Here is a 24,969-nt window from a genome sequence, read left to right on the forward strand (position 1 = left end):
ATGGATAATCGGGATGGATAATCGGAATGGGATTATCAGACGGGATGATCAGACGGGATGATCGGGATGGATGGCGGGTGCCGGAACGTGACTTGCTCGCCTGGGGCTTCATGCTGACGGACGGGATGAACTCGAACGAAACCGCGCCGGCTGTGTCCGCGCGGACGCTGGCGTGCTGCCTGGATGCGCGCGCCCGGGCCGCCGTGCGCGACGTCGTGCGGCAGGTGCGGCTGCGCGTGCCGGCGGAACTCGTGTACGCGGAACTGTTCGGCTCGCGGGCGCGGGGCGACGCGCGCGCGGACTCCGACGTGGACCTGCTGCTGATCTGGCGCCACCTGCCGCCGGACCGCGAACCGCAGGCAGGCCACGCGGAAGCCATCGCCGCGGAAGTCGCGGCGCACACCGGCGTTCCCGTGGGCGTGTGGTCCGTGGCGCTGGAGGACCTTTCCGCAGGCCGGCGCACGCCCATGCTGGTGGATGCGCTGGACGACGCGGTCGCCGTCTGGCCCGCGGAACACGCACCGTTGCGTGTTCCCTTCACCCCCGCGGACGCGCGGTTCTGCGCTGGGCGCATGCTGGACCGCGTAGCGGAGGGGAGCGGGGAAGTGGCCGCCAGCCTGCGCCGCGGAACCGACGACTGGTTGCGCCGCGTCCGCGACGACGTGGTGCGGCTGTGCACGGCCGTCCTGGTGCTGGCGGGAGACACGCGCCCCCGCCGCGGCGAGACCGTGCGCGCGTTCGCCGCGCGCAACCCCGGGTGGGCGCGCACCCGGGCAGAGGCGCGCGCCCTGGCGTGGGCCGCGCGATCGTATCCGCCGGGCCACCTTGAACTGGACGACCTTCCCCCGGTCCCGCCGCCGCCGGTGAACGCGCACGTGCTTCTGGACCTTGTACAAAGACTGCGGGTAGAGGCTGCGCGCCGGCTGCGCAGCGCGTCGCGCGGCACCGGATTCGTACACCGCTGACGGGCGCGGCACCGGCGCAGGACTTGCTATCGGGGGTTCGGGGCCCATCTCGCGGCCCAGGCGGGAAATCCAGCTTTCTGGCGTACCATGAGACTGTTTCAGGGCGATACGCGGCAACGGCGCACCCTTGGTGCACTGTTCGCCGTCACGTTCATCATCACCACGCTGCTCACCGCGTTCTTTCAGACGCAGGTGGTGGCGGGCGCGAGCTATGCCGAGCGTTCGGAGGAAAACCGCATGCGCGGCATTCCCATTCCGGCGCCGCGCGGCACCATTCTGGACCGCCATGGCGACGTGGTGGCCACCAGCATCACCAGCTACTCCATCGCGGTGCTGCCGGGCGACTCGGCGGTGGTGCACAACACGCTCAACGACCTGGCCCCCTTCCTGGGGCTTTCGGCGGAGAACGTGGCCGACCTCATGGTGAAGCGGAACCGCCGCCAGCACGACCTGCTGGAAGTGACGGACCGCGCCACCTTCTCCCAGGCCGCCGCCATCGAGGAGCGCCGCTCGGCCTTCACCAACCTGATGGTGGTGGAGCGCCCGCAGCGCTACTACCCCGGCGGCGCGGCCATCGGCCACATCTCCGGCTACGTGACGGAGATCACCAAGGGGCAGCTGCAGCAGGAGCAGTACGCCAACAACGGATACCGCCAGGGAATGCTGATCGGCCAGGCGGGGATCGAGCGGCAGTACGAGCTGCACCTGGCCGGCCGCGACGGCGCGCGCTTCGTGGAAGTGGACGCCAAGGGGCGCGTGGTGGATCCGCGCTCCACCGTGGGTGCCCGCGCGCCCATCCCGGGCAGCCCCATGCGGCTCACGCTCGACCTGAAGCTGCAGGAGTACATCCACGACATCTTTCCCGACACCATGGAGGGCGCGGTGGTGGCCATGGTGCCCAGCACGGGCGAGATCCTGGCCATGTACAGCCACCCGTCGTACGATCCCAACGACTTCGTGGGCCGGATTCCGACGCGGCTGTGGGGCGCGCTGAACAACGATCCGCGCAAGCCCATGTTCAACCGCACCATCACCGGCCAGTACCCGCCGGCGTCCACGTTCAAGACGATCACCGCGGCCATGGGCCTTGAGCGGGGCATTCTCAAGGATGTCAACTCGCGCATGCCCATCTCGTGCACGGGCGGCATGGCGTACGCGGGCCGCTACTCGCGCTGCTGGTACCGGGCCGGGCACGGCAACCTGAACCTGGCGCAGGCCATCGAGAACTCCTGCAACGTCTACTTCTACCAGGTGGGTATCCGCATCGGCCTGGCGGAACTGGCGCGCGCGGGTGTGCGGCTGGGCTTCGCCTCCAAGACGGGGATCGACCTTCCCGCCGAGGTTTCGGGGATCTTTCCGCGCGACCTGGCCTGGTACAAGAAGCAGTTCCGGGTGGATCCGGTGCCGTCGGACGTGATGAGCCTTGCCATTGGACAGGGCCCCAACACGCAGACCCCGCTGCGCATGGCGTACGTGTACAGCGCCATCGCCGGTGACGGCACCTCGCCGTCGCCGCACCTGGTGGATGGCGACAGCATCGCCAAGGGCCAGCCGATCGACCTGGGGCTGGAGCGCGCCGGGCTGGAGGCGCTGTGGGAAGGGCTGCGGCTGGTGACGGAGCCGGAAGGCACGGCGCTGCAGTCCAGCCTGGCTCGGTACAAGCTGTACGGAAAGACGGGCACCGCGCAGAACCCGCAGGGCGCCGACCACGGCTGGTTCGCCGGCTTCGCGGGACGGCCGGGCGGGCATCCCGACATCGCCATCGCGGTGATCGTGGAGCACGGCCTGCACGGCGACGCGGCGGCCCCGCTGGGCGCCAAGATCGTCAACTACTACCTGGACCGGAAGTACGGCCAGCCGTTCGATCCGGCGCCCACGCTGGGCGAGCGGTGGCGTGCGGGGCGGTCCGGCACCGACGGGCAGTGGGATACGCCCAACCGCCGGTTGATCCCCTTCTCGCCCGAGGAACTGCGCCGCGGCCGGGCCGCGGGCAACGCGCCGGCCACCCGGCCCCGTGCCTCGGATTCGCCCGCCGCACGCGCCCGCGCGGCGGACTGAAGCAGGGCAGGATGAAGACGGAGCGGCGGCGGACCCTGGGGTCTGCCGCCGCTCGCTTCGTTTCCGCCGGTTTCGTTTCTTGATCCCCACCCCGTCGCGCTGGCGGACGCGGAGGTTTCACGCGGAGGACGCGGGGAAAAGCACGGGGGAACGCGGGGAAGTGATTCCCTCCCCCCGCGTTCCTCTCCGTTCACCCCCGCGTCCTCCGCGTGAAATGCAGCGCACGCCGCCCGGACGGTGGATGGGGGAGCGGCACGGAAGCGGCGCCGGCCCGGGCGGATATCGTTCAGTGGTAGGACAAAATCGGCGGGCCGCGCGGCGGGCGCCGATTCTGGAAACCCGTTTTGCTTGACTCACCGCGCGCGACGGGCCAAGTTGTCGCGCTTCCGGCCGGGCGGCGTACGCGCGCGCCCGTGCCCGTGCCGCGACGACGTTCAACGAGCATGGCGACCAAGACCAAGACGCGCACCGCCGCCATCCCGCACGGGCTGACGCGGGAGCAGCTGCTGGAGATGTACCGGCTGGTGCGGCTCACCCGCAGCCTCGAAGAAAAGCTCGAGGTGCTCTTCAAGCAGAGCAAGGTGGTGGGCGGGCTGTTCCGCTCGCTGGGCCAGGAGGGCGAATCGGTGGCGTCGGCGTTTGCGCTGAACCGCCGCGACGACGGCACCGGCGACATGCTTTCGCCGCTGATCCGCAACCTGGGCAGCATGCTCACCATCGGCAGCAGGCCGGTGGAGGTGGTGAAGCAGTACATGGCCAAGGCCGATTCGCTGGCGCGCGGCAAGGAACTCAACATCCACATCACCGACTACCAGCGCGGCTTCATCGGCCAGATCAGCCCGCTGGGCGACCTGATCCCCGTGATGGCCGGCGTGGCGCTGACCTTCAAGCAGCGCGGGCAGGACCGGGTGGGGATGGTGTACATCGGCGACGGCGCCACCTCCACGGGCGCGTTTCACGAGGGCGTCAACTTTGCCGCCGTGCAGCGACTGCCGCTGGTGGTGATCGTGGAAAACAACCAGTGGGCGTACAGCACGCCGTCGAAGTTCATGACGGCCGCGAAGCAGTTCATCGACAAGGCGCCGGGCTACGGCGTGGCGGGCGAGCAGGTGGACGGCAACGACATGCTGGCCGTGTACGCCGCCTCCAAGCGCGCCGTCGATCGTGCCCGCGCGGGCGAAGGCGTGACGCTGCTGGAGTTCATGACCTACCGCCGCAAGGGCCACGCGCAGCACGACGCGCAGACGTACGTGGACCCGGCGGAGATCGAGCACTGGGCGTCCACCAACGACCCGATCGACCGGTACGTAAAGACGCTGGTGGACAATGGATGGGCGACGGCCGAAGAGCTGACGGCCATTGGCGCGGACATTGACCGCGAGCTGGACGAAGCCGTGGCCGAGGCGGAGCAGAGCCCGCTGCCCGAGCCCGAAGAAGCGCTGACGGACGTGTACGGCGACGGTCCGGTGAACGCACCGTGGACGCGCCACACGCCGCCCGACCCCACCCTGGCCTGACGCATACGCTTACGATGGCGACTGTACTGGAAAAGCCGGAGCACCTGCGGCTGACGGAGCAGGGCAAGCCCGTCACCCTGCTGGAGGCGATTCGCGAAGGGCTCTGGGAAGAGATGGAGCGCGATCCGTCGGTGTTCCTGATGGGCGAGGACATCGGCGCGTACGGCGGCGCCTTCAAGATGACGGACGGCTTTCTGGACGCGTTCGGCGGCCTGCGCGTCGTCGACACGCCCATCAGCGAAATCGGCTTCACGGGCGCGGCGGCGGGCGCGGCGCACATGGGGATGCGTCCCGTGTGCGAGATGCAGTTCATCGACTTCATCTCGTGCGCGTACGACATGATCACCAACTACATCGCCACCAGCCGCTACCGCGGATCAGGCGGCGTGCCCATGGTGATCCGCGGCCCCTCGGGCGGCGGCGTGCGCGGCGGGCCGTTCCACTCGCAGAACCCGGAGATGGCGTTCTTTCACACGCCGGGCCTCAAGATCGTGTACCCCTCGACGCCGTATGACGCCAAGGGGCTCATCAAGGCCGCCATCCGCGACAACGACCCGGTGCTCTTCTTTGAGCACAAGTGGCTGTACCGCCGCCCGCAGCTGCGCGAAGTGCTCCCCAACGAGGACTACATCGTTCCGCTGGGCAAGGCGCGCACGCACCGCGAGGGCAGGGACATCACCATCGTCACCTACGCGGCCATGGTGCACAAGTGCGCCGAGGCGGCCGAGATCCTGGAAAAGGAAGACGGCCTGTCGGTGGAGATCATCGACCTGCGCACGCTGCTGCCGCTGGACGAGGACGCGATCATCGAGTCGGTCAAGAAGACCAGCCGCCTGCTGATCGTGCACGAGGACACGCGCACCGGCGGCATCGCGGGCGAAATCGCCATGCGCATCAACGAAAAGGCGTGGGAGTGGCTGGATGCGCCGCCCCTGCGCGTGGCCGCCGCCGACGCGCCCGTGCCGTATTCGCCGCCGCTGGAAGACTACTTCCTGCCGCAGGTGGATGACGTGATCAAGGCCGCGCGGCACCTGGCGAAGTACTGAAAAAGAAAGTGCCCAGTCCCCAGTGCCCGGTGCCAGATCCGGGCACTTGAACCTGGGCACTGGGCACTTTCTTTCTGTTCCCCTATTACCTGACCTCGACCATGGCCCGTGTAGAAGTCCCGATGCCCCAGATGGGCGAGTCCATCGCCGAGGGCACCGTCTCGGTGTGGCTCAAGAAGGTGGGCGACCGCGTGGAGCGCGACGAGCCCATCATGGAGATTTCCACCGACAAGGTGGACGCCGAGATCCCCGCCCCCGTCGCCGGCGTGATCGTCGAGGTGGTGGTGAGCGAGGGGCAGACGGTGGAAGTGGGCACCGTGGTCGCCTTCATCGAGACCGAAGCCGGCGCCGCCGCCTCCACCGCCGCCGCTCCGTCCGCTCCCGCGGGTGAGGCCGCGGCGCCCGGTGCGTCGGACCACTTCCAGGTGCCGCCGGACCGGCCGGTGACCGCGTCTTCCGCCGGGCAGGCGCAGGCCGCCGCGGCGCCGGGCGGCGCATCGTCCGCGCAGGGCGCGCTGGGCGACGGGCCGCACACGCTGGAAGAGCGGCTGCGCGCCAAGAGCACGCCGCTCGTCCGCAAGATCGCCTCGGAGCACAACGTGGAAGTGCACCAGGTGCCGGGCACCGGGCGCAACGGCCGCGTGACCAAGGACGACATCCTCAAGTTCGTGGAGGAAAAGCAGGCGGCTCCGCAGGCCCCGGCCGCGCAGCCCGCCGCGCCGTCCGCCTCCGCGCAGCAGCGTCCCGCCGCGCCGGCCGCCCCGTCGTACGAGGGCGGCTTCCCGTGGGACGAGTTCTACGGCCATCCGCAGCACCCCGCCGTGTCCGCCGGTCCCAACGACCGCGTGGAGCCGGCCAGCCGGATGACGCAGATCATCGCCAACAACATGGTGCAGTCGCGGCGCATCAGCCCGCACGTGCATTCGTACTTCGAGGTGGACTACACGCGCCTGGACCAGGTGCGCGCCCGGAGCAAGAAGAAGTGGGAGGAGCAGGGCGTAAAGGTCACCTACACCCACTTCATCACGTGGGCGGTGGCGCGCGCGCTGCGCGAGTTTCCCAAGATCAACGCCAGCTACGGCAGCCACGAGGTCATCATCCGCGGCGACGTGAACATCGGCATGGCGGTGGCGCTGGACAACGGGCTCATCGTTCCCGTCATCAAGAACGCGGATGAGCTGTCGCTGGTGGGGCTGGCCAAGCGGGTGAACGACCTGGCCACGCGCGCCCGCAACAAGCAGCTCAAGCCGGACGACATCCAGGGCGGCACGTTCACCATCACCAACCCGGGCGTGTTCGGCACGACGATCGGCTTCCCCATCATCAACCAGCCGCAGGTCGCCATTCTGGGCGTGGGCGGGGTGGAGATGCGGCCGGCCGTCATCAGCGACGAGTACGGCAACCACGCCATCGTTCCGCGCAAGCGGGGCTACATCTCGCTGGGCTACGACCATCGCCTGGTGAACGGCGCGGACGGCGACCAGTTCCTGGCCCGCATCAAGGAACTCATGCAGAACTTTCCCGACGAGGCCTGAGGCTTCCCGGGGCGGATAACGAGGGCGGCTCGCCGGTGGCGGGCCGCCCTTCTTCCGTTCCGCGCCGGACCGCCGCGCCCTGGCGGACGCACGAAAGACTTGTTCGTCCGCGATCGCGTACCTACTTTCAACGGATTGCCCGCCGTCCCCCCCGGACGCGAACCTCCCCAGATCCCCCACGGGACCGATGTCTGAACAGTACGAATCGTACGTTGGCTACCAGCCCGTAGGCGCGCTGGACGCCACGCGCCGCGCCACCTTCATCTCCCGCACCTACCAGCACCTGCTGGGGGCGATCCTGGCGTTCACGCTGATCGAGGTCCTGCTGTTCCGCTCTGGCGTGGCGTATCCCATGGCGCAGGCCATGCTGGGCACCAGCTGGCTCCTCGTTCTGGGCGGGTTCATGGTGGCGGGATGGCTGTTCAGCGGCATGGCCGACCGGGCGGAGAGCCGGGCGATGCAGTACGTGGCGCTGGCCGGCTACGTGGTGGCCGAAGCCATCATCTTCGTCCCGCTGCTGGTGATCGCGGATTACACCGCGCCGGGCGCCATCCAGAGCGCCGCCGTCGCCACGCTCATCGGCTTCGGGGGGCTTACCGCCATCGCCATGTTCAGCGGCCGGGATTTCCACTTCCTGGGCGCCGCGCTCAAGTGGGCCGGCATGGCCGCGCTGGCACTCATCGTCTGCGGCGTGCTTTTCGGCTTTGAGCTGGGCACCTTCTTTTCCGTGGGGATGATCGCCGTTGCCGGCGCCTCCATTCTGTACAACACCAGCAACGTCCTGAACCGCTATCCGGAAGACCGGTACGTGGCCGCGTCGCTGTCGCTGTTTGCTTCGGTGGCGCTGATGTTCTGGTACGTGCTGCGCCTGTTCATGTCGCGCCGGTAAGCGCGGCGGAATGACGACGATGCGGGGCCTGGGCTTGCGTCCGGGCCCCGTTCTTTTTTGCTTTGATGGATGACTGACACTCTGACCACCGCCGCCGCCCCGCGCACCATGCACGTGCGCCGCCTGGGGCTGATGTCCTACGCCGGCGCGCTCGCGCTGCAGGCCGACCTGGTGCGCCAGCGCCGCGCGGGCGAAATCCCCGATACGCTGCTGCTGCTGGAGCACCCGCACGTCATCACCCTGGGCAGCGGCTCGCACGACGAAAACGTGCTCGTCTCGCCGGAGGAGCGCGCCGAGCGCGGCATCGAACTGTTCGAGACGGGGCGGGGCGGGGACGTGACCTACCACGGGCCGGGGCAGCTGGTGGGCTATCCCATCTTCGACCTCAAGACTGGCCGGCAGGACCTGCACCGCTACCTGCGCGACATCGAGGACGCGCTCATCGGCGTGCTGGGCGACTTCGGGCTCACCGGCGGGCGCAAGGAAGGGCTCACGGGCGTGTGGGTGGATGAGCGGAAGCTGGCGGCCATCGGCGTGCGCGTGTCGTCGGGGTGGATCACCAGCCACGGATTCGCGCTCAACGTGCAGACGGATCTGTCGATGTTCGGCACCATCATCCCGTGCGGCATCCGCGACCACGGCGTGGGCTCTCTGTCCGGCGAACTCGGCCGCACCGTCCCCCTGGCGGAGGCCGAGGCAAGCGCCGTCCGCTGGTTCGAGCGCATCTTCGACCGCCGGGCCGCGGAGTCAACCGGCTGACCGCCGCCTGGCTTCCTAGCGCGGCGGGCAAATCGTTGCTGGTGAGCCGCTTGCCTCACCTTGGGGGTGCACAATCTGCACGCCTGTGGCGGGATTTGAAAGTTGACAGACAGCACGCGGGCGATTACTGTTCTCCCTGTACGCTTTCTGTGATCTTCCACCACGGGGAGGCTCGATGAAGCTGTTGCACGTAAGGGTTGCCGATGATGTCTGCGCGCAACTGCAAAGGGCTGCCGAACTCAGCGGCCGCACACTCCACGACGAACTGGTGGTTCGGCTGGGCGGAACTCCCGTTCCGCCCCGGCCCATTGAAGAAGTGCTGGCGGACATCGACGCGTTCCGGGAGTCGCTCGGCAGATCGTTCGACCACACCCTGATCGATCAGTTCATCGAGGAGGGGCGTCCGTGATCGTCGTCGATACGAATGTGATCGCATATCTGATCATCGATACCCCGCATACGGACGACGCCCGCAGGGTCGTTGCGAAAGAGGGTCGCTGGTCTGCGCCGTTGCTCTGGCGTAGTGAGTTGAGAAACGTACTCATCGGCTACATCCGTCGCGGCTCCGTCACCTACGAGGAGGCGATGGAGGGCATCCGCGTGGCAGAGCGTCTGCTCGCTGACACGTCGATGGAGGTGGATCACGCGGATGTGCTGCAACTCGCGCTGATGTCGGGGTGCACGACGTACGACTGCGAGTTCGTGGCGGTGGCGCGAGCGGCCGGCGTGCCGCTGGTGACGGCGGATCGCAAGCTGCTCGCGGCATTTCCGTTTCTCGCCGTCGCGCCGGAAGTGTTCGCGCCGGCGTTCGAGAACTGATGGACCTGCATCCGCGCATGCTGAACGAATGAGGGCCGGGCGAATCATCGCCCGGCCCTCACTGCATTCCGGTCAGCGCGTCGGCGCGCGGCGGCCGGGCTTGAACTCGAACTTGTCGGGTGGGACGGGAAAGAAGTTGCGGCAGCGCTCCTTGGCCTGCTCTTCCCGCAGCCACGCGTCGAAGCCGGACTCCACCAGGCCGCCGCTGTCCATCTGCTTGGCGGCCGAGCGGGTGGCCAGAAAGTTGGCGTACTCGTTCTGCGCGTGTCCGTTGTGCCCCTTCACCCAGCGCCACTGCACCTCGTGCCGGGCGGCCACCGGCATGAGCGCCTTCCACAGCTCCAGGTTCTCGATCTCGCCGCCCTTGCGCACCCAGCCACGCGCGGCCCATCCGTGCACCCAGCTCGTCATGCCGTCCACCAGATAGCGGCTGTCGGAGGTGAACACCACGCGCGACGCCTGCTTCAGCGACTGAAGCGGCACGGTGGCGCTGCGGATGGCCATGCGGTTGTTGGTGGTGTCTGGCTCGGCGAGGTAGAAGTCGCGCCGAACCCATCCCTTCTCCGGATGCCAGTACTCCATCAGTCCCGCGGCGCCGCCGGGGCGCGCGCGGTCCTTGTACTGGTTGCCCAGACACGATTCATCGGCGTACACGAACACGAGCGGCGGCTGCTCTGGCACTGCACATCTCCTGAAGGCTTGGATTGGAACGGCGGGAATGTACCGTCCCCGCGTTCCCGCGCCAAACCCCTCCGCGCCGGGCGGGCCTCCGCACACGCCGCCGAACGCCCCCGCCGCGCCGTTGCATGTTCCTGCTTGACAGCGGGCCGCGGGAGCGTAGATTCCCGCCGCCGCATCTGCCGGTGTGGCATCGACTTGCCCCTTGGTTGCCGGAGATCGTCAGTGGCTGAATCCGTAGTGCTGATGCTGGAGGACGGGCGCGTGTTTCGTGGCGAGGCCTATGGCGCCCGCGGGGACGCGTTCGGTGAAGTGGTCTTCAACACGTCCATGACCGGGTACCAGGAGGTCCTTACGGATCCCTCGTACAGCGGGCAGATCGTCACGATGACCTATCCGCTCATCGGCAATTACGGCGTGAACGCCGAGGACGAGGAGAGCGCCAAGCCGCAGGTAGCGGCATTCGTGTTTCACGAGGCGCCGCCCATGCACAGCAACTGGCGCGCGGCCGAGTCGCTGGATGAGTACCTGACCCGCCACGGCGTGGTGGCCATCACCGGCGTCGACACGCGGGCGCTCACCCGCCACATCCGCTCGCGCGGGGCCATGCGCGGCGCCATCGCCCCCGCCTCCATCCTGCCCGACGAACTGCTCGGCAGGATCATGGGGCAGCCCGACATGGCGGGGCTGAACCTGGCGGACGGCGTGTCGACCGAGTCGCGGTACGTGATTCCCGCCGTGGGCGAAACGCGCTACCGCGTGCTGGCGTACGACTTCGGCGTCAAGTCGCACTCGCTCAAGCTGCTGGCCCAGCGCGGCTGCGAGGTTACCGTGCTGCCCGCCGCCACGCCCACGGAAGAGATCGTGGCGGCCGGGGCGGACGGTCTGTTCGTGAGCAACGGGCCGGGCGACCCCGAGGCGGTGGGGCATGCGCTGGACGCCATCCGCGCCCTTTCGGACGAGGCGACGCCGGTGTTCGGCATCTGCCTGGGGCACCAGCTGATCGCCCGGGCGTTCGGCGCGGAAACGTACAAGCTCAAGTACGGCCACCGCGGCGGCAACCATCCCGTGCGGCGCATCAGCGACGGCGCGGTGGAAATTACGGCGCAGAACCACGGGTTTGCGGTGCGCGGTGACGAGTCCGGCATTCCGGGCGCGCCGGGGCTGCGCGTCACCCACCTGAACCTGAACGACGGCACGGTGGAGGGGCTGGAGCACCGGGAACGGCCGGTTTTTTCGGTGCAGTACCATCCCGAAGCCGCCCCCGGACCCCACGATTCCGTCTATCTCTTTGACCGGTTTGTGGATGAGATGACGCGCCGCGCCGCCGAAATGAGTGTAGACGCTTGACGGCGCACGCGGGGCGGATTAATGTTCCGACCGTATAAGTGACCTTGCACCAGATCCTTAGGCCACTTCGCCCGCGCTCCCCCCGTAGCAGCCGCCGCCGCAGACCCCACTCCAGACCGGACCCATACGGCCACTCCGGAGCGGCATTATACGCCGTCCCGTTCACTGGCCCTGTTTCCGTTCCGGCGTAACCGGACCCTCGGCCGCGCCCTACGGCGGGCTCGCACACCCTCGCGCACATCCCGGCAAAACCCAGGAGGAGCTTTACAAATGACCAAGGCGGATCTTGTCCAGCGGGTCGCGGACACCATCGGCCCCGGCGTCACCAAGCGTGACTGCGCGGTGGTGGTGGACGCGTTCCTGGACTCCATCAAGAATGCGATGGCGGAGCACCAGAACATTGAAATCCGGGGCTTCGGCACCTTCAAGGTCCGCGAGCGCAAGAGCCGTCTGGCGCGCAACCCGCGCACTGGCGATCCGGTAGAAGTTCCGCCGCGCGCCGTGCCGGTGTTCAAGCCGTCCAAGGAACTCCGCGCGATTGTTGAAGAGCGTCCGCTCGAGGTGTGAGCGCGCTTTCCGGGATGTGACCGGCGCCCGCCCCCTGTTCCGGGGGCGGGCGCTTTTTTTGCTTCTCACGCCTCCGTTCCCTCCCGCTCGGAAACCTCCGCGAAGCCGCAGCCATGCCGTACCTTCAGGAGCCGGACGCCTCTCACGGCCGTGACCGCGGCGCGCCTGTGCCGCGCAGGCGGCTGGGCCCGTACGAGGCGGCCTACGACGTCCGCATGGGCTATCAGGAGCCCGTGGAAGCGGGGGCGCGCACGCCCGCGCCGGAGCCTCTGCTGTTCCGCGGCCGCGGCGACCGCGAACGCTGACCGCCTTCGACGGTTGGACCCATCACCGCCGCGGCGTTCGCCACGGCGGTGTTCGTGCTCCCCGTCTAGTTGGACTCCGCTCGCGGCCCAGCTTCTCCGCGTCATTGCTCAGAAACTGCGCGGGCCGCCGCTGGCGTGTTCTGAACCGCGTTGACGATGGCGGGCCGCGAACGTATCTTGTGAAGGATTTCACAAGCAGGGCGCCGGAGCAGAGGCGTCCGCAGTCGCGGGTGACCGTCGCGCGCAATGAAGAAGATTTCCGAGTCGGCCGTGCGCCGGCTCTCGCTGTACCTGCGCCTGTTGCAGGAAGCCGACGCCGCCGGCGCCGAAACCATTTCCAGCGGCCAGCTTGCGGAGCGCGGCGGCACCACCAGCGCGCAGGTTCGCAAGGACCTGTCGCTCTTTGGATCGTTCGGCAAGCGCGGGCTGGGCTATTCCGTGCACGAACTGCTCGGGCGCATCCGCGACATCCTGGGCCTGCAGCGGCACTGGCGCGTGGCGCTGATCGGCGCGGGAAAGCTGGGCTCGGCGCTGTTCTCGTACCGCGACTTCGAGGCGCGGGGCTTTGAGATCAAGGCCGTGTTCGATCGCGATCCCGAAAAGGTGGGCACCGCGCTGGGCGGCCTGACGGTGCGCGCGGACGAGGAGATGGACCGCGCGCTTCGCGAGGAGGCGGTGGAGATCGCCATTGTCGCGGTGCCGGGCGAGGCCGCGCAGCACGTGGTGGACCGCGTGGTGAAGGCCGGCGTGGGCGCGGTGCTGAACTTTGCGCCCGTGCGGCTGAAAGTGCCGCGCGGCGTGACGCTGCGGAACGTGGACGTCACGCTGGAGCTCGAGGGCCTTTCCTTTGCCCTGAACAGCCGCTGATCGCAGTTGATGAATGACGAACGCCGGTCCCGGACGGGATCGGCGTTTTTCGTTGTGGCGGAAACAATGAAAACAGCCCTCACGCGGAGGTCGCGGGGGCCGCGGAGGTCGCGGGGAACTGACGAGGTCTTGCTGAGGGAGGAGGCGGGAGGGGAAGTGCCTCGCCCCGGGCTGCTGTTCTCTGCTGCTCCGCTGCTCTGCGTGAGGCCCCCTGTCCGTTGCCGTCCCCGCGACCTCCGCGACCCCCGCGGCCCCCGCGGCCCCCGCGTGAGATGCCGTTGCCGTTCCCGGGAAATCGCATGTTCCTCACGCGCACGGCCGCGCGAAAGGCATGTTGATCCGTTGCCCGGCTCCCGGAACGCGGCTATACTCCCCGGCTATGAGCGAAAACACGACTCAGCGGCCCACGGTGCGGGTCACGTCGGAAATCGGCCCGCTGCGCACCGTCATCTGCCATGCGCCCGGCCCGGAACTGCTCGCGGTTACGCCCAGCAACCGCGAACAGTATCTGTACGACGACATCATCGACCTGCCGCAGGCACAGTCCGAGCACCAGCAGTTCCGCGCCATTCTGTCGCGCTTCTGCGAGGTGCTGAACGTGCGCGACCTGCTGGCCGAGATCGTCGACGAGCCGGAGGTGCGCAAGTTCCTCATCAACCGGGTGATGGAAGTGGCGCCGTCGGAACTGGGCGGCGTGCTGCACGAGATCCCCGGGCCGCAGCTCATCAAGCAGTTCATCGAAGGAAAAGAGGCGCCCCAGGGCCCCATCTCCAAGATGCTGCACAAGGTGAGCTACGAACTGCCGCCGCTGCCCAACCTGTTCTTTACCCGCGACGCCGCCATGGTGGTGAACGACGCGGTGATCATCGGGGCCATGCGCTACGCGGTGCGGTGGACGGAAGAGCTGCTGATGAAGGCGCTGTTCCTGTATCACCCCATGCTGCGCAACGGCGGCTTCATCTACGACGGCACCGAGGAGCACCGCAGCGACTGGACCATCGAGGGCGGCGACGTCATCATCGTCCGGCCGGACCTGGCGCTCGTGGGCCTTTCGGAACGCAGCAGCCCGGCGGCCATCGAGGGGCTGGTGGACGGCCTGCGCGAAAAGGCGGGGATCGAGCACGTGCTCGTCGTCGTGCTGCCGACGGAAAGCCCGGCTATTCACCTGGACATGATCTTCACCATGGTGGATACCACGCACTGCGTGGTGTATCCGCCGTACTTCTTTGGGCCGCAGCGGCTTCCCGTGCTGCACTACCGCCCGGAGCAGAAGGGGATCCGCGCCCACGACGACCTGTTCGGCGCGCTCAAGCAGCTGGGGGTGGACCTGGAGCCCATCTGGTGCGGCGGCCACCACCCCACGCAGCAGGAGCGCGAGCAGTGGTCCAGCGGGTGCAACTTCGTGGCGGTGCGGCCGGGGATCGTGCTGGGCTACAGCCGCAATGAAGCGACCATGCGTGAGATGCAGGACCGGGCCGGCTTCCGCATCGTGGACGCGATCGACTTTCTGACCGGCAAGGAAGTGGTGCGCGAGGGCGAGCGCTCGGTGATCGCCTTCAGCGGCGCCGAACTGGTGCGCGGCGGCGGCGGCGGCCGCTGCATGACCATGCCCGTTTGCAGGGATGATATCTGGTGAGCAGTAACCTGATCGTTTCGCTGGAAGGCGTGCGCCTGGAGCACGACGGCTCGCTCACGCAGCGCGCCCTGCGCGTGCTGGAGCACGAGCCGCTGAGCAGCGCCGAGGTGGCGCACCGCGTCCTGGGAATCACCGGGGGCGCCGGCGCGGCCGCCGCGGCGGTGTTCGCACTGCTGGGCACGGACTCGCGCTTCGCCGTGGACGCGCAGGGCGTGTGGTCGCTGGCGGCCACCCAGCCCGCCAGGCCCTCCGGCCGGCTGCTGCGCGACGAGGAGTTCGTCGTCGTGGACGTGGAAACGACCGGCGGCTCGCCCAACGGCGGGCACCGGGTGACGGAGGTCGCCGCGGTGCGCGTGAGCGGCGGGCGCATCACGGACACCTTCTGCTCGCTGGTGAACCCCGAGCGCCCCATTCCGTCCATGATCACCGGCATCACCGGGATCACCAACCGCATGGTGGCGGACCAGCCGCGCTTCGCGGAGGTCGCCCCGCGCGTGTCCGAGGCGCTGGACGGCTGCGTGTTCGTCGCCCACAACGCCGCGTTCGACTGGCGCTTCATGTGTCACGAGATGCACCTGGCCACGGGGATGACGCTGTCCGGGCGCCAGCTGTGCACGGTGCGCCTCGCCCGCAAGCTGCTGCCCCAGCTGCCGTCGCGCTCGCTGGACGGGCTGGCGCTCTTCTTCGGGCTGGAGGTGAAGAACCGCCACCGCGCGCTGGACGACGCCGTGGCCACCGCGCACTGCCTGCTGCGCTTCATCGAGATGCTGGATGAGCAGGGCGTGGCGGACTGGGAAGCGGTGCAGACGCTGCTGAGCGGCCGCAAGCCGCGCGCGCCCCGCAAGCGCCGCGCGGCGCCCCGGTCCATGGAAGTCGCGTGAGCGCGGTCCAGGTCCGCTCGCGCAGGCTGGGCGCGTTCACGCTGCACGCCATCGACAGCGGAATCCAGCGGCTGGACGGCGGCGCCATGTTCGGCGTGGTGCCCAAGGCGCTGTGGGATAAGCGCATTCCGGCGGATGAACGCAACCGCATTCCGCTCGGCCTCCGCTGCCTGCTCGTGGAAACCAGCGACGCGCTGGTGCTGATCGAGACCGGGCTGGGGAACAAGGAAAACTCCAGGTTCCTCGACATCTACGGCGTGGACAACGCCGCGTCGGCGGGCTCCGGCTTTCCGGACCGGCTGCAGGAGGCCATCGCCGGGCTGGGCTTCTCGATGGAAGACGTGGGCGTCGTCATCGACACGCACCTGCACTTTGACCACGCGGGGGGCAACACCTTTCGCGACGGCGAGGGGCAGGTGCGCGTTTCGTTTCCCCGCGCGGCGTACCACGTGCAGGGCGGCGAATGGGAATGGGCGCACCGGGCCAACGAGCGCACCAGCGCCAGCTATCTGCCGGACAACTACGAGCCGGTGATGGCCGCGGGGCGGATGAACCTGGTGGACGGCGACCGGGAGATCGTTCCCGGTGTATCCGTGTTCCGCACGCCGGGGCACTGCCCGCACCACCAGTCGGTCCTGGTGCAGTCGCAGGGGGAGACGGCGTGCTTTCTGGCGGATGTCATCCCCACATTCTCGCATCTGCCGCTGCCGTGGATCATGGGCTACGACGTGGAGCCGCTGGTGACGCTGGAAAGCAAGCGCGCGCTGCTGGCCAAGGCCGTGGAGGAGCGCTGGCTGCTGGTTTCGACGCACGACCCGGTGACCGCGTGGGGGTACGTCGCTGCCGACGGAAAGAACGCGCGGCTGGAAGAGGCCGGCTGAGCCGGCGCGGTGGATCAAACCAACACTCAATGGATGAGGAAGTTCGATGATCGATATCGCTCGTGACCCGCGCACCACGCCGGTGATTGTCAGCGCCGTGCGCACGCCCATCGGCCGGTTCCTGGGCGGGCTGTCGACGCTGTCCGCGCCGGAGCTGGGCGCCATTGCGCTGCGCGAGGCCGTGGCCCGCTCCGGCGTGCCGGCCGAGGACATCGCCGAAGTCATCATGGGGAACGTGGTGCAGGGCGGCGTGGGGCAGGCCCCCGCTCGGCAGGCCGTGCTCAAGGCGGGGCTTCCGGATCAGATCTCGGCGCTCACCATCAACAAGGTGTGCGGCTCCGGCCTCAAGGCGGTCATGCTGGCCGCGCAGTCCATCAAGGCGGGTGACAACCAGGTGATGCTGGCGGGCGGGCAGGAGTCCATGTCCAACGCGCCGTACTATGTCTACGGCATCCGCAACGGCGTCAAGTTCGGCGACCAGACCATGGTGGACGGGCTGATCCGCGACGGCCTGTGGTGCTCGTTCTGCGAAGTGCACATGGGCGGGCACGCGGAGTACACCGCCAAGAAGGCCGGCATCACCCGCGACATGGCGGACCAGTTCTCCGCCGGATCGCACGCCAAGGCCGTCGCCGCGCAGGCCGCCGGCAAGTTCAAGGACGAGATCGTCCCGGTGGAGATCGCCGGCCGCAAGGGCACGACCGTCGTGGACGCGGACGAGGGCCCGCGCGCCGACAGCTCGGCCGAGTCGCTGGGCAGGCTGAAGCCCGCCTTCGTCAAGGACGCGCCCAAGGACGTCACCGATCCCGTCGTCACCGCCGGCAACGCGTCGTCCATGAACGACGGCGCTTCCGCGGTGATGGTCGTCAGCGAGGAGTACGCCCGCGCACACGGCCTGACCATCCTGGCCCGCATCAACGCGTATTCGACCGGCGCCGTGGAGCCGCGCGACCTGTTCTTTGCCCCCATCCAGGCGGTGAAGAACCTGATGAAGAAGGCCGGCACCGAGATCAACGACTACGACCTGATCGAGGCCAACGAGGCGTTCGCCGTGCAGGCGCTGGCCAACGGCCAGGGGCTCAACTGGGACTGGGACCGCGTGAACGTCAACGGCGGCGCCGTGGCGCTGGGCCACCCCATCGGCGCGTCGGGCGCACGGGTGCTCACCACCCTGCTGCACGCCATGAAGGACCGTGACGCGGAGAACGGCCTGGCCACGCTGTGCCTGGGCGGCGGCGACGCGGTCGCGCTCTCGGTGCAGCGCGTCTGATTCTGCTCTCCCGGGCCGCCCCGCGGGGGATGGCGGGACATTTGTCTGCTGAACTTCCAAATCCGCTGCGGAGAGGAGGAGCGCGAGTGACGGCTGAGTTCTCCTCCCCCGGCGGACCGGATCCCCGCGATCCTCTGGTGGACGGTGTGGACGCCGCGCGGCCCACGTGGATGCAGCGCGTCTTCTTCGGCCCGTTCGGCCTGCGGGCGGGGTGGCGGCTCGCGCTGTACCTGCTGCTGGCGACGGTGTTCGGCATCGTAGCCGTAACCCTGCTGGGAGCGGCCGGGGTGAACAGCGAACTGGCGGGGCTGACGGGCTCGCTCGTGAGCGCCACGCTGGCGGGATGGGTGATGCTGCGCTGGGTGGACGGGCGCTCGCCGCAGGCGCTGGGCTTTGGCTGGGACGGCTCTGTGCCCCGCGATCTGGGGGTGGGCACGCTGGCCGGCGGGACGATGCTGGGGCTGTCCGTAGTGCTGCTTGCGGTGGCGGGTACCGTGAGGTGGGTTGCCGAGCCGGGCACCGTGCCCGAATATGTCGCCGCTCTGTTGTCCGCTCTGGTGTTCTTTACGGTAGCAGCGGCGCTGGAAGAGGTGGTCGTGCGCGGGTATCCGCTGCAGGTGCTGGTGCAGGGGATGGGTGCGTGGCCGGCGGTGCTGGTGATGTCGCTGTTCTTTGCTTGGCTGCACCGGCAGAACCCCGGCGTCACCCCGCTGGCGCTGGCCAACATCTTTCTGGCCGGGGTGATGCTGTCGGTGGCGTACCTGCGGACCCGTTCGCTCTGGTTCGCCACGGCGGTGCACATGGGATGGAACTGGACCATGCAGTCGGTGCTGGCCTTTCCGGTGAGCGGTCTCGACAAGTTCAACGTCCCCTTCTACGACGCCCGCGAGACCGGGGCGGACTGGTGGACGGGCGGGTCGTTCGGCCCGGAGGCGGGGCTCGCGGCGACGGTGGCGCTGCTGGCGGGAACGGTGTGGCTGGCGCGCACCTCGCGGCTGCGGCCGGACCCGCGGATGACGGCGCGCCGTCCGCTGGTGGACGCGCGTGTCGGGGAGCGGTGGCCGTGAACCGCCCCGCGCTGCGCTTCTGGGCCTCCGCCGCAGGCGTGGCCATCGGCTTCGCCGCCCTCGTGCCCGTCGCCTTTCCCTACGGACTGGTGGGGCGCGACGCCGCGACGGACCGGGACGCCGTCTGGCTCCTGGTCGTCTTTACGGCGGGGATGATGATGATCCTGTTCGGCGCGGCCGCGCTGCTGGGCGGGCGGCGGGCGCTGGGCGTGACTGACGTGGTGGACGCCGGATCGGTTTCGCGGGCGCTGGCGCGGGCGGGCAAGGACGGCGAAACGGCGCCGGGATACGTGAACAACGCGGCGGTGTGGACCGTGGTTACGGGCGCGCTGCTGCTTCTCATCTACTTTGCGCTCTGGATGACGCTGCGCTGACGCGCGGCTCCCAAGGCGCCGGACCTGACGGAAAAATCGGACGATGGCGGAAATCAGCAAGGTCGCGGTGGTGGGCGCGGGCACCATGGGCAACGGCATCGTCCACGTGTTCGCGCACGCGGGCTACGACGTAACGATGATCGACGTGCGCGCCGACGCGCTGGAGGCCGCGCGCAAGACCATCGGCGGCAACATGGACCGCCAGATCAAGAAGGGCGCGCTCACCGAAGCGGACCGCGACGCGGCCATGGGACGCATCCAGACCGCGACGGAGCTTTCCGCCGCGGCGGACGCGGACCTGATCGTGGAAGCGGCGACGGAAAACCGCGACCTCAAGTTCCGCATCTTCGAGGAGCTTGACCGCGTCGCGGCGCCGCACGCCATCCTGGCGAGCAACACGTCGTCCATCAGCATCACCGAGATCGCGGGACGGACGAGCCGGGCGGACCGGGTGATCGGGATGCACTTCATGAATCCCGTCCCCGTGATGAAGCTGGTGGAGATCATCCGCGGCCTTGCCACGTCGGAGGAAACGACGCGCATCACGGTCGAAACGTCCGAAAAGCTGGGCAAGACGGTGGCGGAGGCGCAGGACTATCCGGGCTTCGTCAGCAACCGGATCCTGATGCCGATGATCAACGAAGCCGTGTTCTGCCTGATGGAGGGCGTGGCGGACCGCGAGGCCATCGACACGGTGATGAAGCTGGGGATGAACCACCCCATGGGCCCGCTGGCGCTGGCGGACCTGATCGGCCTGGACACGTGCCTGGCGATCATGCAGGTGCTGCACGACGGCCTGGGCGACGACAAGTACCGTCCGTGCCCGCTGCTGCGAAAGTACGTGGCCGCCGGCAAGCTGGGCCGCAAGACGGGCGAAGGGTTCTACAACTACTGAAGTGCGTGAGTGCGGGGTGCGTGAGTGCGTGAGTTCACTCCGCGCGGCACCCGGCCTCGGCACCGAACGCGTGCTTCCGAGCGGGGCAGGGGACGAACACCGCCCCGTCCGCCGCGCCGCAGCCGACGCACTCACGCACTCACGCACCCAGCACTAACGCACTGCTTTTGATGACTGAAGAACAGCTCCAGATCCGCGACCTGGCCCGCGACTTCGCCGAGGGCGAACTGCGCCCCCACGCGGAAGAGTGGGACCGCGAGGCGCACTTTCCCCGCGAGATCATCCAGAAGCTGGGCGAACTCGGCTTTCTGGGAATGCTGCTGCCGGAGGAGTACGACGGCCTGGGGCTGGACACCAGCACCTACCTGATGGCGCTGGAAGAAATCGCCCGCGGCGATGCATCCGTCGCCGTCGCCATGAGCGTACACAACTCGCTTCCGACGCAGATGATTCTGGCGCACGGCAGCGAGGAGCAGAAGGAGCGCTGGCTCAAGCCCATGGCCCGCGGCGAAATGCTCGGCGGCTTTGCGCTCAGCGAGGCGGACGCGGGCAGCGACGCGGCGGCGCTCGCGGCGCAGGCGCGCAAGGTTGACGGCGGGTGGATTCTGAACGGCACGAAGGCGTGGATCACCAACGGCGGCTTCGGCGACGTCATGGTCTGCATGTGCCGCACGGACACGCCCGAGAACCGGCGCGGCGCCAAGGGGATCGGCGCCTTCATCGTCCCCACGAACACCGAGGGGTACGTCGTCGGCAAGAAGGAAGACAAGATGGGGCAGCGCGCCTCCGAAACGGTGGGCATCGCCTTTCAGGAGATGTTCGTCCCCGACGCGCAGCTGCTGGGTGATCCTTCGATGGGCTTCATCTACGCGCTGCAGGGGCTGGACGGCGGGCGGCTGGGGATCGCCGCGCTGGCGACGGGGATCGCGCAGAGCGCGCTGGAGCACAGCCTGCGCTACGCGGACGAGCGGCGGCAGTTCGGCACCGCCATCCGCGAGTTCCAGGGGATGCAGTTCAAGCTGGCCGACATGGCCACCCGCATCGAGGCCGGGCGCTCGCTGGTGCAGCGCGCCGCGCAGGCCAAGGACGCGGGCGAAAAGGTGAGCCGCCTGTCGTCCATGGCCAAGCTGTTCGCCTCGGAAGGCGCCATGTACGTGACCACGCAGGCCGTGCAGGTGTTTGGCGGATACGGATACGTAAAGGAGTACCCGGTGGAGCGGCTGTTCCGCGACGCCAAGGTGACGGAGATCTACGAAGGCGCGAGCGAGATCCAGCGGACGGTGATCGCGCGCGAGCTGTACCGGTAGGCCGCCGGAGCCTGGCCAACACGACCGAACCTTACGCCGGGCGGGCCCCAGGGCCCCCGCGCCGGCACCGGGGCCTACGCCCCCCACGCAAAGCCATACGGGTAACAGGCATGGAATTGTTTTCGCTGATCGGTGAGCACAACCACGAGCAGGTCATATTCTGCTCGGAGCCGTCGTGCGGCTACAAGGGGATCATCGCGATCCACAACACGGTGCTGGGACCGGCACTGGGTGGCACGCGGTTCTGGAACTACGCCAGCGACACCGAGGCGTTCATCGACGCTCTGCGCCTGTCCCGCGGCATGACGTACAAGGCGGCCGTCGCCGGGCTCAACCTGGGCGGCGGCAAGTCCGTCATCATCGGCGACCCCAAGACGGCGCCGCGCGAAGAGTTCTTCCGCGCGCACGGCCGCTTTGTGGAAAGCCTCAAGGGCCGCTACATCACCGCCGAGGACGTCAACACCTCGGTGGACGACATGGAGTTCGTGGCCATGGAGACGGAGCACGTCACCGGCCGCGCCGCCACCTCCGGCGACCCGTCGCCGGTGACGGCGTACGGCGTGTACCGCGGCATCAAGGCCGCGGCCATGAGCAAGTACGGCAGCGATTCGCTCAGCGGCAAGACGATCACCGTCCAGGGCCTGGGCCACGTGGGCTACTACCTGTGCCAGAACCTGGCGTCCGAGGGCGCGCGCCTGGTGGTGACCGACATCGACCAGGAGCGCATTCAGCGCGTGGTGCACGACTTCGGCGCGCAGGCGGTGGAGCCCAACGCCATCTACGGCGTGGAAGCCGACATCTACGCCCCCAGCGCGCTGGGCGCCACCATCAATGACGAAACGATCCCGCAGCTCAAGGTGCAGATCGTGGCCGGCGCCGCCAACAACGTGCTGGCCGAGGCGCGCCACGGCGACGAGCTTCACCGCCGCGGCATCCTGTACGCCCCCGACTACGTGGCCAACGCGGGCGGGCTGATCAACGTGTACGGCGAACTGCACGGCTGGACCTCCGAGCGCGCCATGCGCAAGGCGGGCGAGATCTACAGCACCCTGCTGCGCATCTTTGAGCTCAGCGAGGCCGAGGGCGTGCCCAGCTACCTGGCCGCCGACCGCATCGCCGAGCAGCGCATCGCCAGCATCGGCAAGATCCAGCAGACCTGGGTCTGACCCCCGCGCGGTTCGGGTGGATGAACGACGGAGCGGGCCGGCAGCGATGCCGGCCCGCTCTGCATTCCGGCTCCGCCTCTGGACGCGAGGACCGCCGTCCGAAGCGTGCGGTTGATTGATGGGCGGAGCGACAGCTTTCCCGCCAGAAGTGCGCATGGATGCTCGCCTGTGGCGCGTCCAGAGCGCATGCATTGGGGTCTGGAGTGGCACATGGGAATGCGTTAGCTTCTGGACAGTCAGCATGCACACGCCCACTACGGCCCCTGGTGACCATGGCGACCCGCAAGCGCGCACCCGAACCCGGCTACGAACCCGAGGACCTCGTCCCCGGTGTTCCGACGCTCTACATCGCCCTCCGCAACTCCGTCTGGGAGCTTCGCCGCGACGGCGTGCTCCTCAGCACGCACCCGACACGTGTGAACGCGATCGACGTCGCGCGTGCGCATTCCGATCGCGAGTTCTGCAACATCCTCGCGGAAGGCTCAACCGGGCGCCTCGTCTTTCAGATGAGTCAGGACCCCAAGTGGCTCGCGATAGCGCGTGAGCTGGACAGGGCGCGCGGCTTCTGGCCACGATGATGAGACAGCGGTACGTGATTGACACCAACGTGCTGATCCGCCATCCCGCTGACGCTGTTCCCGGTCATGTGCTGCTCTCGGCGGTCGTCGTCCAGGAGATTACGGCGGGGGCGGCGGACGACGCCGAAGCGCGGCGCTGGGGCGTGACACTCCGTGAGTACGAGAGCCTGAACCAGCTGCTTACGCCGGACAGCGACGACTGGTATGAGACGGGAAAGATCCTGAACGCGCTGCTGCGCGGAAAGCGGTCGTGGAGGGCGGGACACACCGCCGCGATTTCCCGCGAGGAGCAGCAGCGGCTGCTGCGCGACGTGCTGATCGCGCGCAGCGCGCGGCGGGTGAACGCGGTGGTGGTGACCTACAACGCGGGGGACTTCGGCAAGATCCGCCGGTTCTGCGACGTGAGGATCATCGCGCCGGCGGAGCTGTTCTGATTCACCACGGGGAGTGGCGAAAGTTCACCAGCAGCACCTCGGCCGTTCCGTCGTCGCGGATGGGCTCGCAGGTGGAATAGGTGCCGTCCAGCCAGGGCGACACGCCGTGCAGCGCCGAGTTCTCCTCGCCGCCGGCACCGTGCGCCAGCCATCGCGCCTGCTCCTCGTCCGCGGCGCGGACGACGAAGCCGATGGCTCGGTCATAGGGCGGCTGCCAGGGGTCCTTGCCCTCTACGCACCACCACATCGTGTTCGTCCTGGGAGTCAGCCTCCAGAGCGCCATCCATGCTCCCGGTCAACGGGGTTCATCTGCCTGTGAAGGACGGCAACCTACGCGTTCCGCGGCGCGGGCGGGAGGGTGCGGGCTTTGCGCTGAACCCGCCAGTGGTGTAATCTGCCCCATGCGCGACCGTTTCACCTTCTTTCTGCCGTGCCGATGAAGCGACTGTTCCTGGCTCTTGCCCTTCCCGTGCTGGGTGCCTGCTCCGGCGAGCGCGCCACGCCCGAAGACTTCTACGCCGTTGCTCCGCAGATCATTACCTACATGGAGCAGGACGCGCGGCAGAACCAGCCCGGCCGCGTGGCGGACGGCCCGCTGTACGTGAACCTGGATTCCTTCCGCCGCGCCTCGGCGTCGGTGACGGGGAGCGCGCTGGAGGTGGACAGCATCTCGCTGCGCCTTGACGAGCCCACGCAGGCCTCGCAGGAGCAGGCGCTGCTGTGCGACACCACGTCCGGCTTCGGCGGGTGCTGGGTGCGCAAGTACGGCATCTGGATCAACTGGAACCAGGCGTACGGCACCCGCGAGGAGATCCGCGCCACGGTGCGCAGCACCTCCACGGACCGTCGCTACCGCCCGTCAAACTTCTGCGACCGCGTGTGGAAGCTCACCTACCGCAAGCAGGGCGCGCAGTGGGCGCTGGCCGACAAGAAGATGATCCTCGACTGCCGCGCGGAGTCCTGACGCGGCGCATCGCCCCCGGTCCACCCACGGACACGAACCGCCCGGGGCACGCACCCGGGCGGTTTTTGCGTTGTGTGCCCGGCATGGGCTGGAGCTTGGAGGTGAAAGTCCTCTGGGGAGTTGGTCATAGCGACCCGAGCGAATGGCAAGGTGCTGAGCCG

At 68.6% G+C, this 24,969-nt stretch carries 27 protein-coding genes; 25 read left to right on the forward strand and 2 right to left on the reverse strand.

What is annotated here, in order from left to right:
• Positions 1–77 precede the first annotated feature (77 nt).
• The 9 genes from HNQ61_RS24890 to HNQ61_RS24930 all read left to right on the forward strand — a co-directional run bounded on the left by HNQ61_RS24890 (position 78) and on the right by HNQ61_RS24930 (position 9,588).
• Complete coding sequence (locus HNQ61_RS24890; RefSeq protein WP_205762093.1) at positions 78–965, forward strand: nucleotidyltransferase domain-containing protein; 888 nt, start codon at positions 78–80, stop codon at positions 963–965.
• An 87-nt stretch (positions 966–1,052) separates the two neighbouring features.
• The gene (gene mrdA, locus HNQ61_RS24895; RefSeq protein WP_170039102.1) at positions 1,053–3,023 is read left to right on the forward strand and encodes a penicillin-binding protein 2; all 1,971 of its coding nucleotides are present in this window, start codon (positions 1,053–1,055) and stop codon (positions 3,021–3,023) included.
• Between the two features lie 443 nt (positions 3,024–3,466).
• Positions 3,467–4,540 carry a thiamine pyrophosphate-dependent dehydrogenase E1 component subunit alpha gene (locus HNQ61_RS24900; protein WP_170039100.1) on the forward strand — a complete coding sequence of 358 codons (1,074 nt, stop codon included), beginning with the start codon at positions 3,467–3,469 and terminating at the stop codon, positions 4,538–4,540.
• Positions 4,541–4,554: 14 nt separating this feature from the next.
• Entirely contained in the window at positions 4,555–5,586 is a 1,032-nt protein-coding gene (locus HNQ61_RS24905) for an alpha-ketoacid dehydrogenase subunit beta (RefSeq protein ID WP_170039098.1), read from the forward strand.
• 101 nt (positions 5,587–5,687) lie between these two features.
• Entirely contained in the window at positions 5,688–7,121 is a 1,434-nt protein-coding gene (locus HNQ61_RS24910; protein ID WP_170039096.1) for a dihydrolipoamide acetyltransferase family protein, read from the forward strand.
• A 187-nt stretch (positions 7,122–7,308) separates the two neighbouring features.
• Positions 7,309–8,010: a Bax inhibitor-1/YccA family protein gene (locus HNQ61_RS24915; protein WP_170039094.1), complete on the forward strand. Its 702-nt coding sequence runs from the start codon at positions 7,309–7,311 to the stop codon at positions 8,008–8,010.
• Between the two features lie 69 nt (positions 8,011–8,079).
• On the forward strand, positions 8,080–8,769 hold the full coding sequence (lipB, locus tag HNQ61_RS24920; protein WP_170039092.1) for a lipoyl(octanoyl) transferase LipB: 690 nt from the start codon (positions 8,080–8,082) through the stop codon (positions 8,767–8,769).
• Positions 8,770–8,944: 175 nt separating this feature from the next.
• On the forward strand, positions 8,945–9,178 hold the full coding sequence (locus tag HNQ61_RS24925) for a hypothetical protein (protein WP_170039090.1): 234 nt from the start codon (positions 8,945–8,947) through the stop codon (positions 9,176–9,178).
• Positions 9,175–9,588, forward strand: coding sequence for a PIN domain-containing protein (locus HNQ61_RS24930; protein ID WP_170039088.1), 414 nt, complete (start codon positions 9,175–9,177; stop codon positions 9,586–9,588). Before HNQ61_RS24925 ends, HNQ61_RS24930 begins: the two co-directional genes overlap by 4 nt.
• A gap of 72 nt (positions 9,589–9,660) precedes the next feature.
• Here the strand turns inward: HNQ61_RS24930 and HNQ61_RS24935 are convergent, their stop codons facing one another.
• Positions 9,661–10,269: an RNase H family protein gene (locus tag HNQ61_RS24935; RefSeq protein ID WP_170039086.1), complete on the reverse strand. Its 609-nt coding sequence runs from the start codon at positions 10,267–10,269 to the stop codon at positions 9,661–9,663.
• A gap of 243 nt (positions 10,270–10,512) precedes the next feature.
• Between HNQ61_RS24935 and carA the strand changes: the two genes are divergently transcribed.
• The 15 genes from carA to HNQ61_RS25010 all read left to right on the forward strand — a co-directional run bounded on the left by carA (position 10,513) and on the right by HNQ61_RS25010 (position 23,844).
• The gene (carA, locus tag HNQ61_RS24940) at positions 10,513–11,616 is read left to right on the forward strand and encodes a glutamine-hydrolyzing carbamoyl-phosphate synthase small subunit (protein WP_170040459.1); all 1,104 of its coding nucleotides are present in this window, start codon (positions 10,513–10,515) and stop codon (positions 11,614–11,616) included.
• Between the two features lie 270 nt (positions 11,617–11,886).
• Entirely contained in the window at positions 11,887–12,183 is a 297-nt protein-coding gene (locus tag HNQ61_RS24945; protein WP_170039084.1) for an HU family DNA-binding protein, read from the forward strand.
• A gap of 113 nt (positions 12,184–12,296) precedes the next feature.
• On the forward strand, positions 12,297–12,488 hold the full coding sequence (locus tag HNQ61_RS24950) for a hypothetical protein (RefSeq protein ID WP_170039082.1): 192 nt from the start codon (positions 12,297–12,299) through the stop codon (positions 12,486–12,488).
• A 246-nt stretch (positions 12,489–12,734) separates the two neighbouring features.
• Entirely contained in the window at positions 12,735–13,355 is a 621-nt protein-coding gene (locus HNQ61_RS24955) for a redox-sensing transcriptional repressor Rex (RefSeq protein WP_170039080.1), read from the forward strand.
• Positions 13,356–13,734: 379 nt separating this feature from the next.
• Positions 13,735–14,991 (forward strand): arginine deiminase, encoded by a 1,257-nt coding sequence (locus tag HNQ61_RS24960; protein WP_170039078.1) that lies wholly within the window; start codon positions 13,735–13,737, stop codon positions 14,989–14,991.
• On the forward strand, positions 14,988–15,872 hold the full coding sequence (locus tag HNQ61_RS24965; protein ID WP_170039076.1) for an exonuclease domain-containing protein: 885 nt from the start codon (positions 14,988–14,990) through the stop codon (positions 15,870–15,872). Before HNQ61_RS24960 ends, HNQ61_RS24965 begins: the two co-directional genes overlap by 4 nt.
• Positions 15,869–16,753: an MBL fold metallo-hydrolase gene (locus HNQ61_RS24970; RefSeq protein WP_170039074.1), complete on the forward strand. Its 885-nt coding sequence runs from the start codon at positions 15,869–15,871 to the stop codon at positions 16,751–16,753. The genes HNQ61_RS24965 and HNQ61_RS24970 overlap by 4 nt, the downstream gene beginning before the upstream one ends.
• Positions 16,754–16,799: 46 nt before the next feature.
• A complete protein-coding gene (locus tag HNQ61_RS24975; protein WP_170039072.1) occupies positions 16,800–18,023 on the forward strand; it encodes an acetyl-CoA C-acetyltransferase in 1,224 nt (407 codons plus the stop codon).
• A gap of 86 nt (positions 18,024–18,109) precedes the next feature.
• A complete protein-coding gene (locus tag HNQ61_RS29750) occupies positions 18,110–19,090 on the forward strand; it encodes a CPBP family glutamic-type intramembrane protease (RefSeq protein WP_170039070.1) in 981 nt (326 codons plus the stop codon).
• Complete coding sequence (locus tag HNQ61_RS24985) at positions 19,087–19,464, forward strand: hypothetical protein (protein WP_170039068.1); 378 nt, start codon at positions 19,087–19,089, stop codon at positions 19,462–19,464. Before HNQ61_RS29750 ends, HNQ61_RS24985 begins: the two co-directional genes overlap by 4 nt.
• 43 nt (positions 19,465–19,507) lie before the next feature.
• Positions 19,508–20,359, forward strand: a complete 852-nt coding sequence (locus HNQ61_RS24990) for a 3-hydroxybutyryl-CoA dehydrogenase (RefSeq protein ID WP_170039066.1) — start codon at positions 19,508–19,510, stop codon at positions 20,357–20,359.
• Positions 20,360–20,529: 170 nt separating this feature from the next.
• Positions 20,530–21,666 (forward strand): acyl-CoA dehydrogenase family protein, encoded by a 1,137-nt coding sequence (locus tag HNQ61_RS24995; RefSeq protein ID WP_170039064.1) that lies wholly within the window; start codon positions 20,530–20,532, stop codon positions 21,664–21,666.
• A gap of 110 nt (positions 21,667–21,776) precedes the next feature.
• A complete protein-coding gene (locus HNQ61_RS25000) occupies positions 21,777–22,832 on the forward strand; it encodes a Glu/Leu/Phe/Val family dehydrogenase (protein WP_170039062.1) in 1,056 nt (351 codons plus the stop codon).
• 272 nt (positions 22,833–23,104) lie between these two features.
• A complete protein-coding gene (locus HNQ61_RS25005) occupies positions 23,105–23,410 on the forward strand; it encodes a hypothetical protein (RefSeq protein ID WP_170039060.1) in 306 nt (101 codons plus the stop codon).
• On the forward strand, positions 23,410–23,844 hold the full coding sequence (locus HNQ61_RS25010; protein ID WP_170039058.1) for a type II toxin-antitoxin system VapC family toxin: 435 nt from the start codon (positions 23,410–23,412) through the stop codon (positions 23,842–23,844). Before HNQ61_RS25005 ends, HNQ61_RS25010 begins: the two co-directional genes overlap by 1 nt.
• 1 nt (position 23,845) lies before the next feature.
• Here HNQ61_RS25010 and HNQ61_RS25015 read toward each other — a convergent pair whose 3' ends face one another.
• On the reverse strand, positions 23,846–24,127 hold the full coding sequence (locus HNQ61_RS25015) for a hypothetical protein (RefSeq protein WP_170039056.1): 282 nt from the start codon (positions 24,125–24,127) through the stop codon (positions 23,846–23,848).
• Between the two features lie 153 nt (positions 24,128–24,280).
• Between HNQ61_RS25015 and HNQ61_RS25020 the strand changes: the two genes are divergently transcribed.
• Complete coding sequence (locus HNQ61_RS25020; protein WP_170039054.1) at positions 24,281–24,808, forward strand: hypothetical protein; 528 nt, start codon at positions 24,281–24,283, stop codon at positions 24,806–24,808.
• Positions 24,809–24,969: the final 161 nt, after the last annotated feature.

It is taken from the genome of Longimicrobium terrae, assembly GCF_014202995.1.
GTDB classification, from domain to species: domain Bacteria; phylum Gemmatimonadota; class Gemmatimonadetes; order Longimicrobiales; family Longimicrobiaceae; genus Longimicrobium; species Longimicrobium terrae.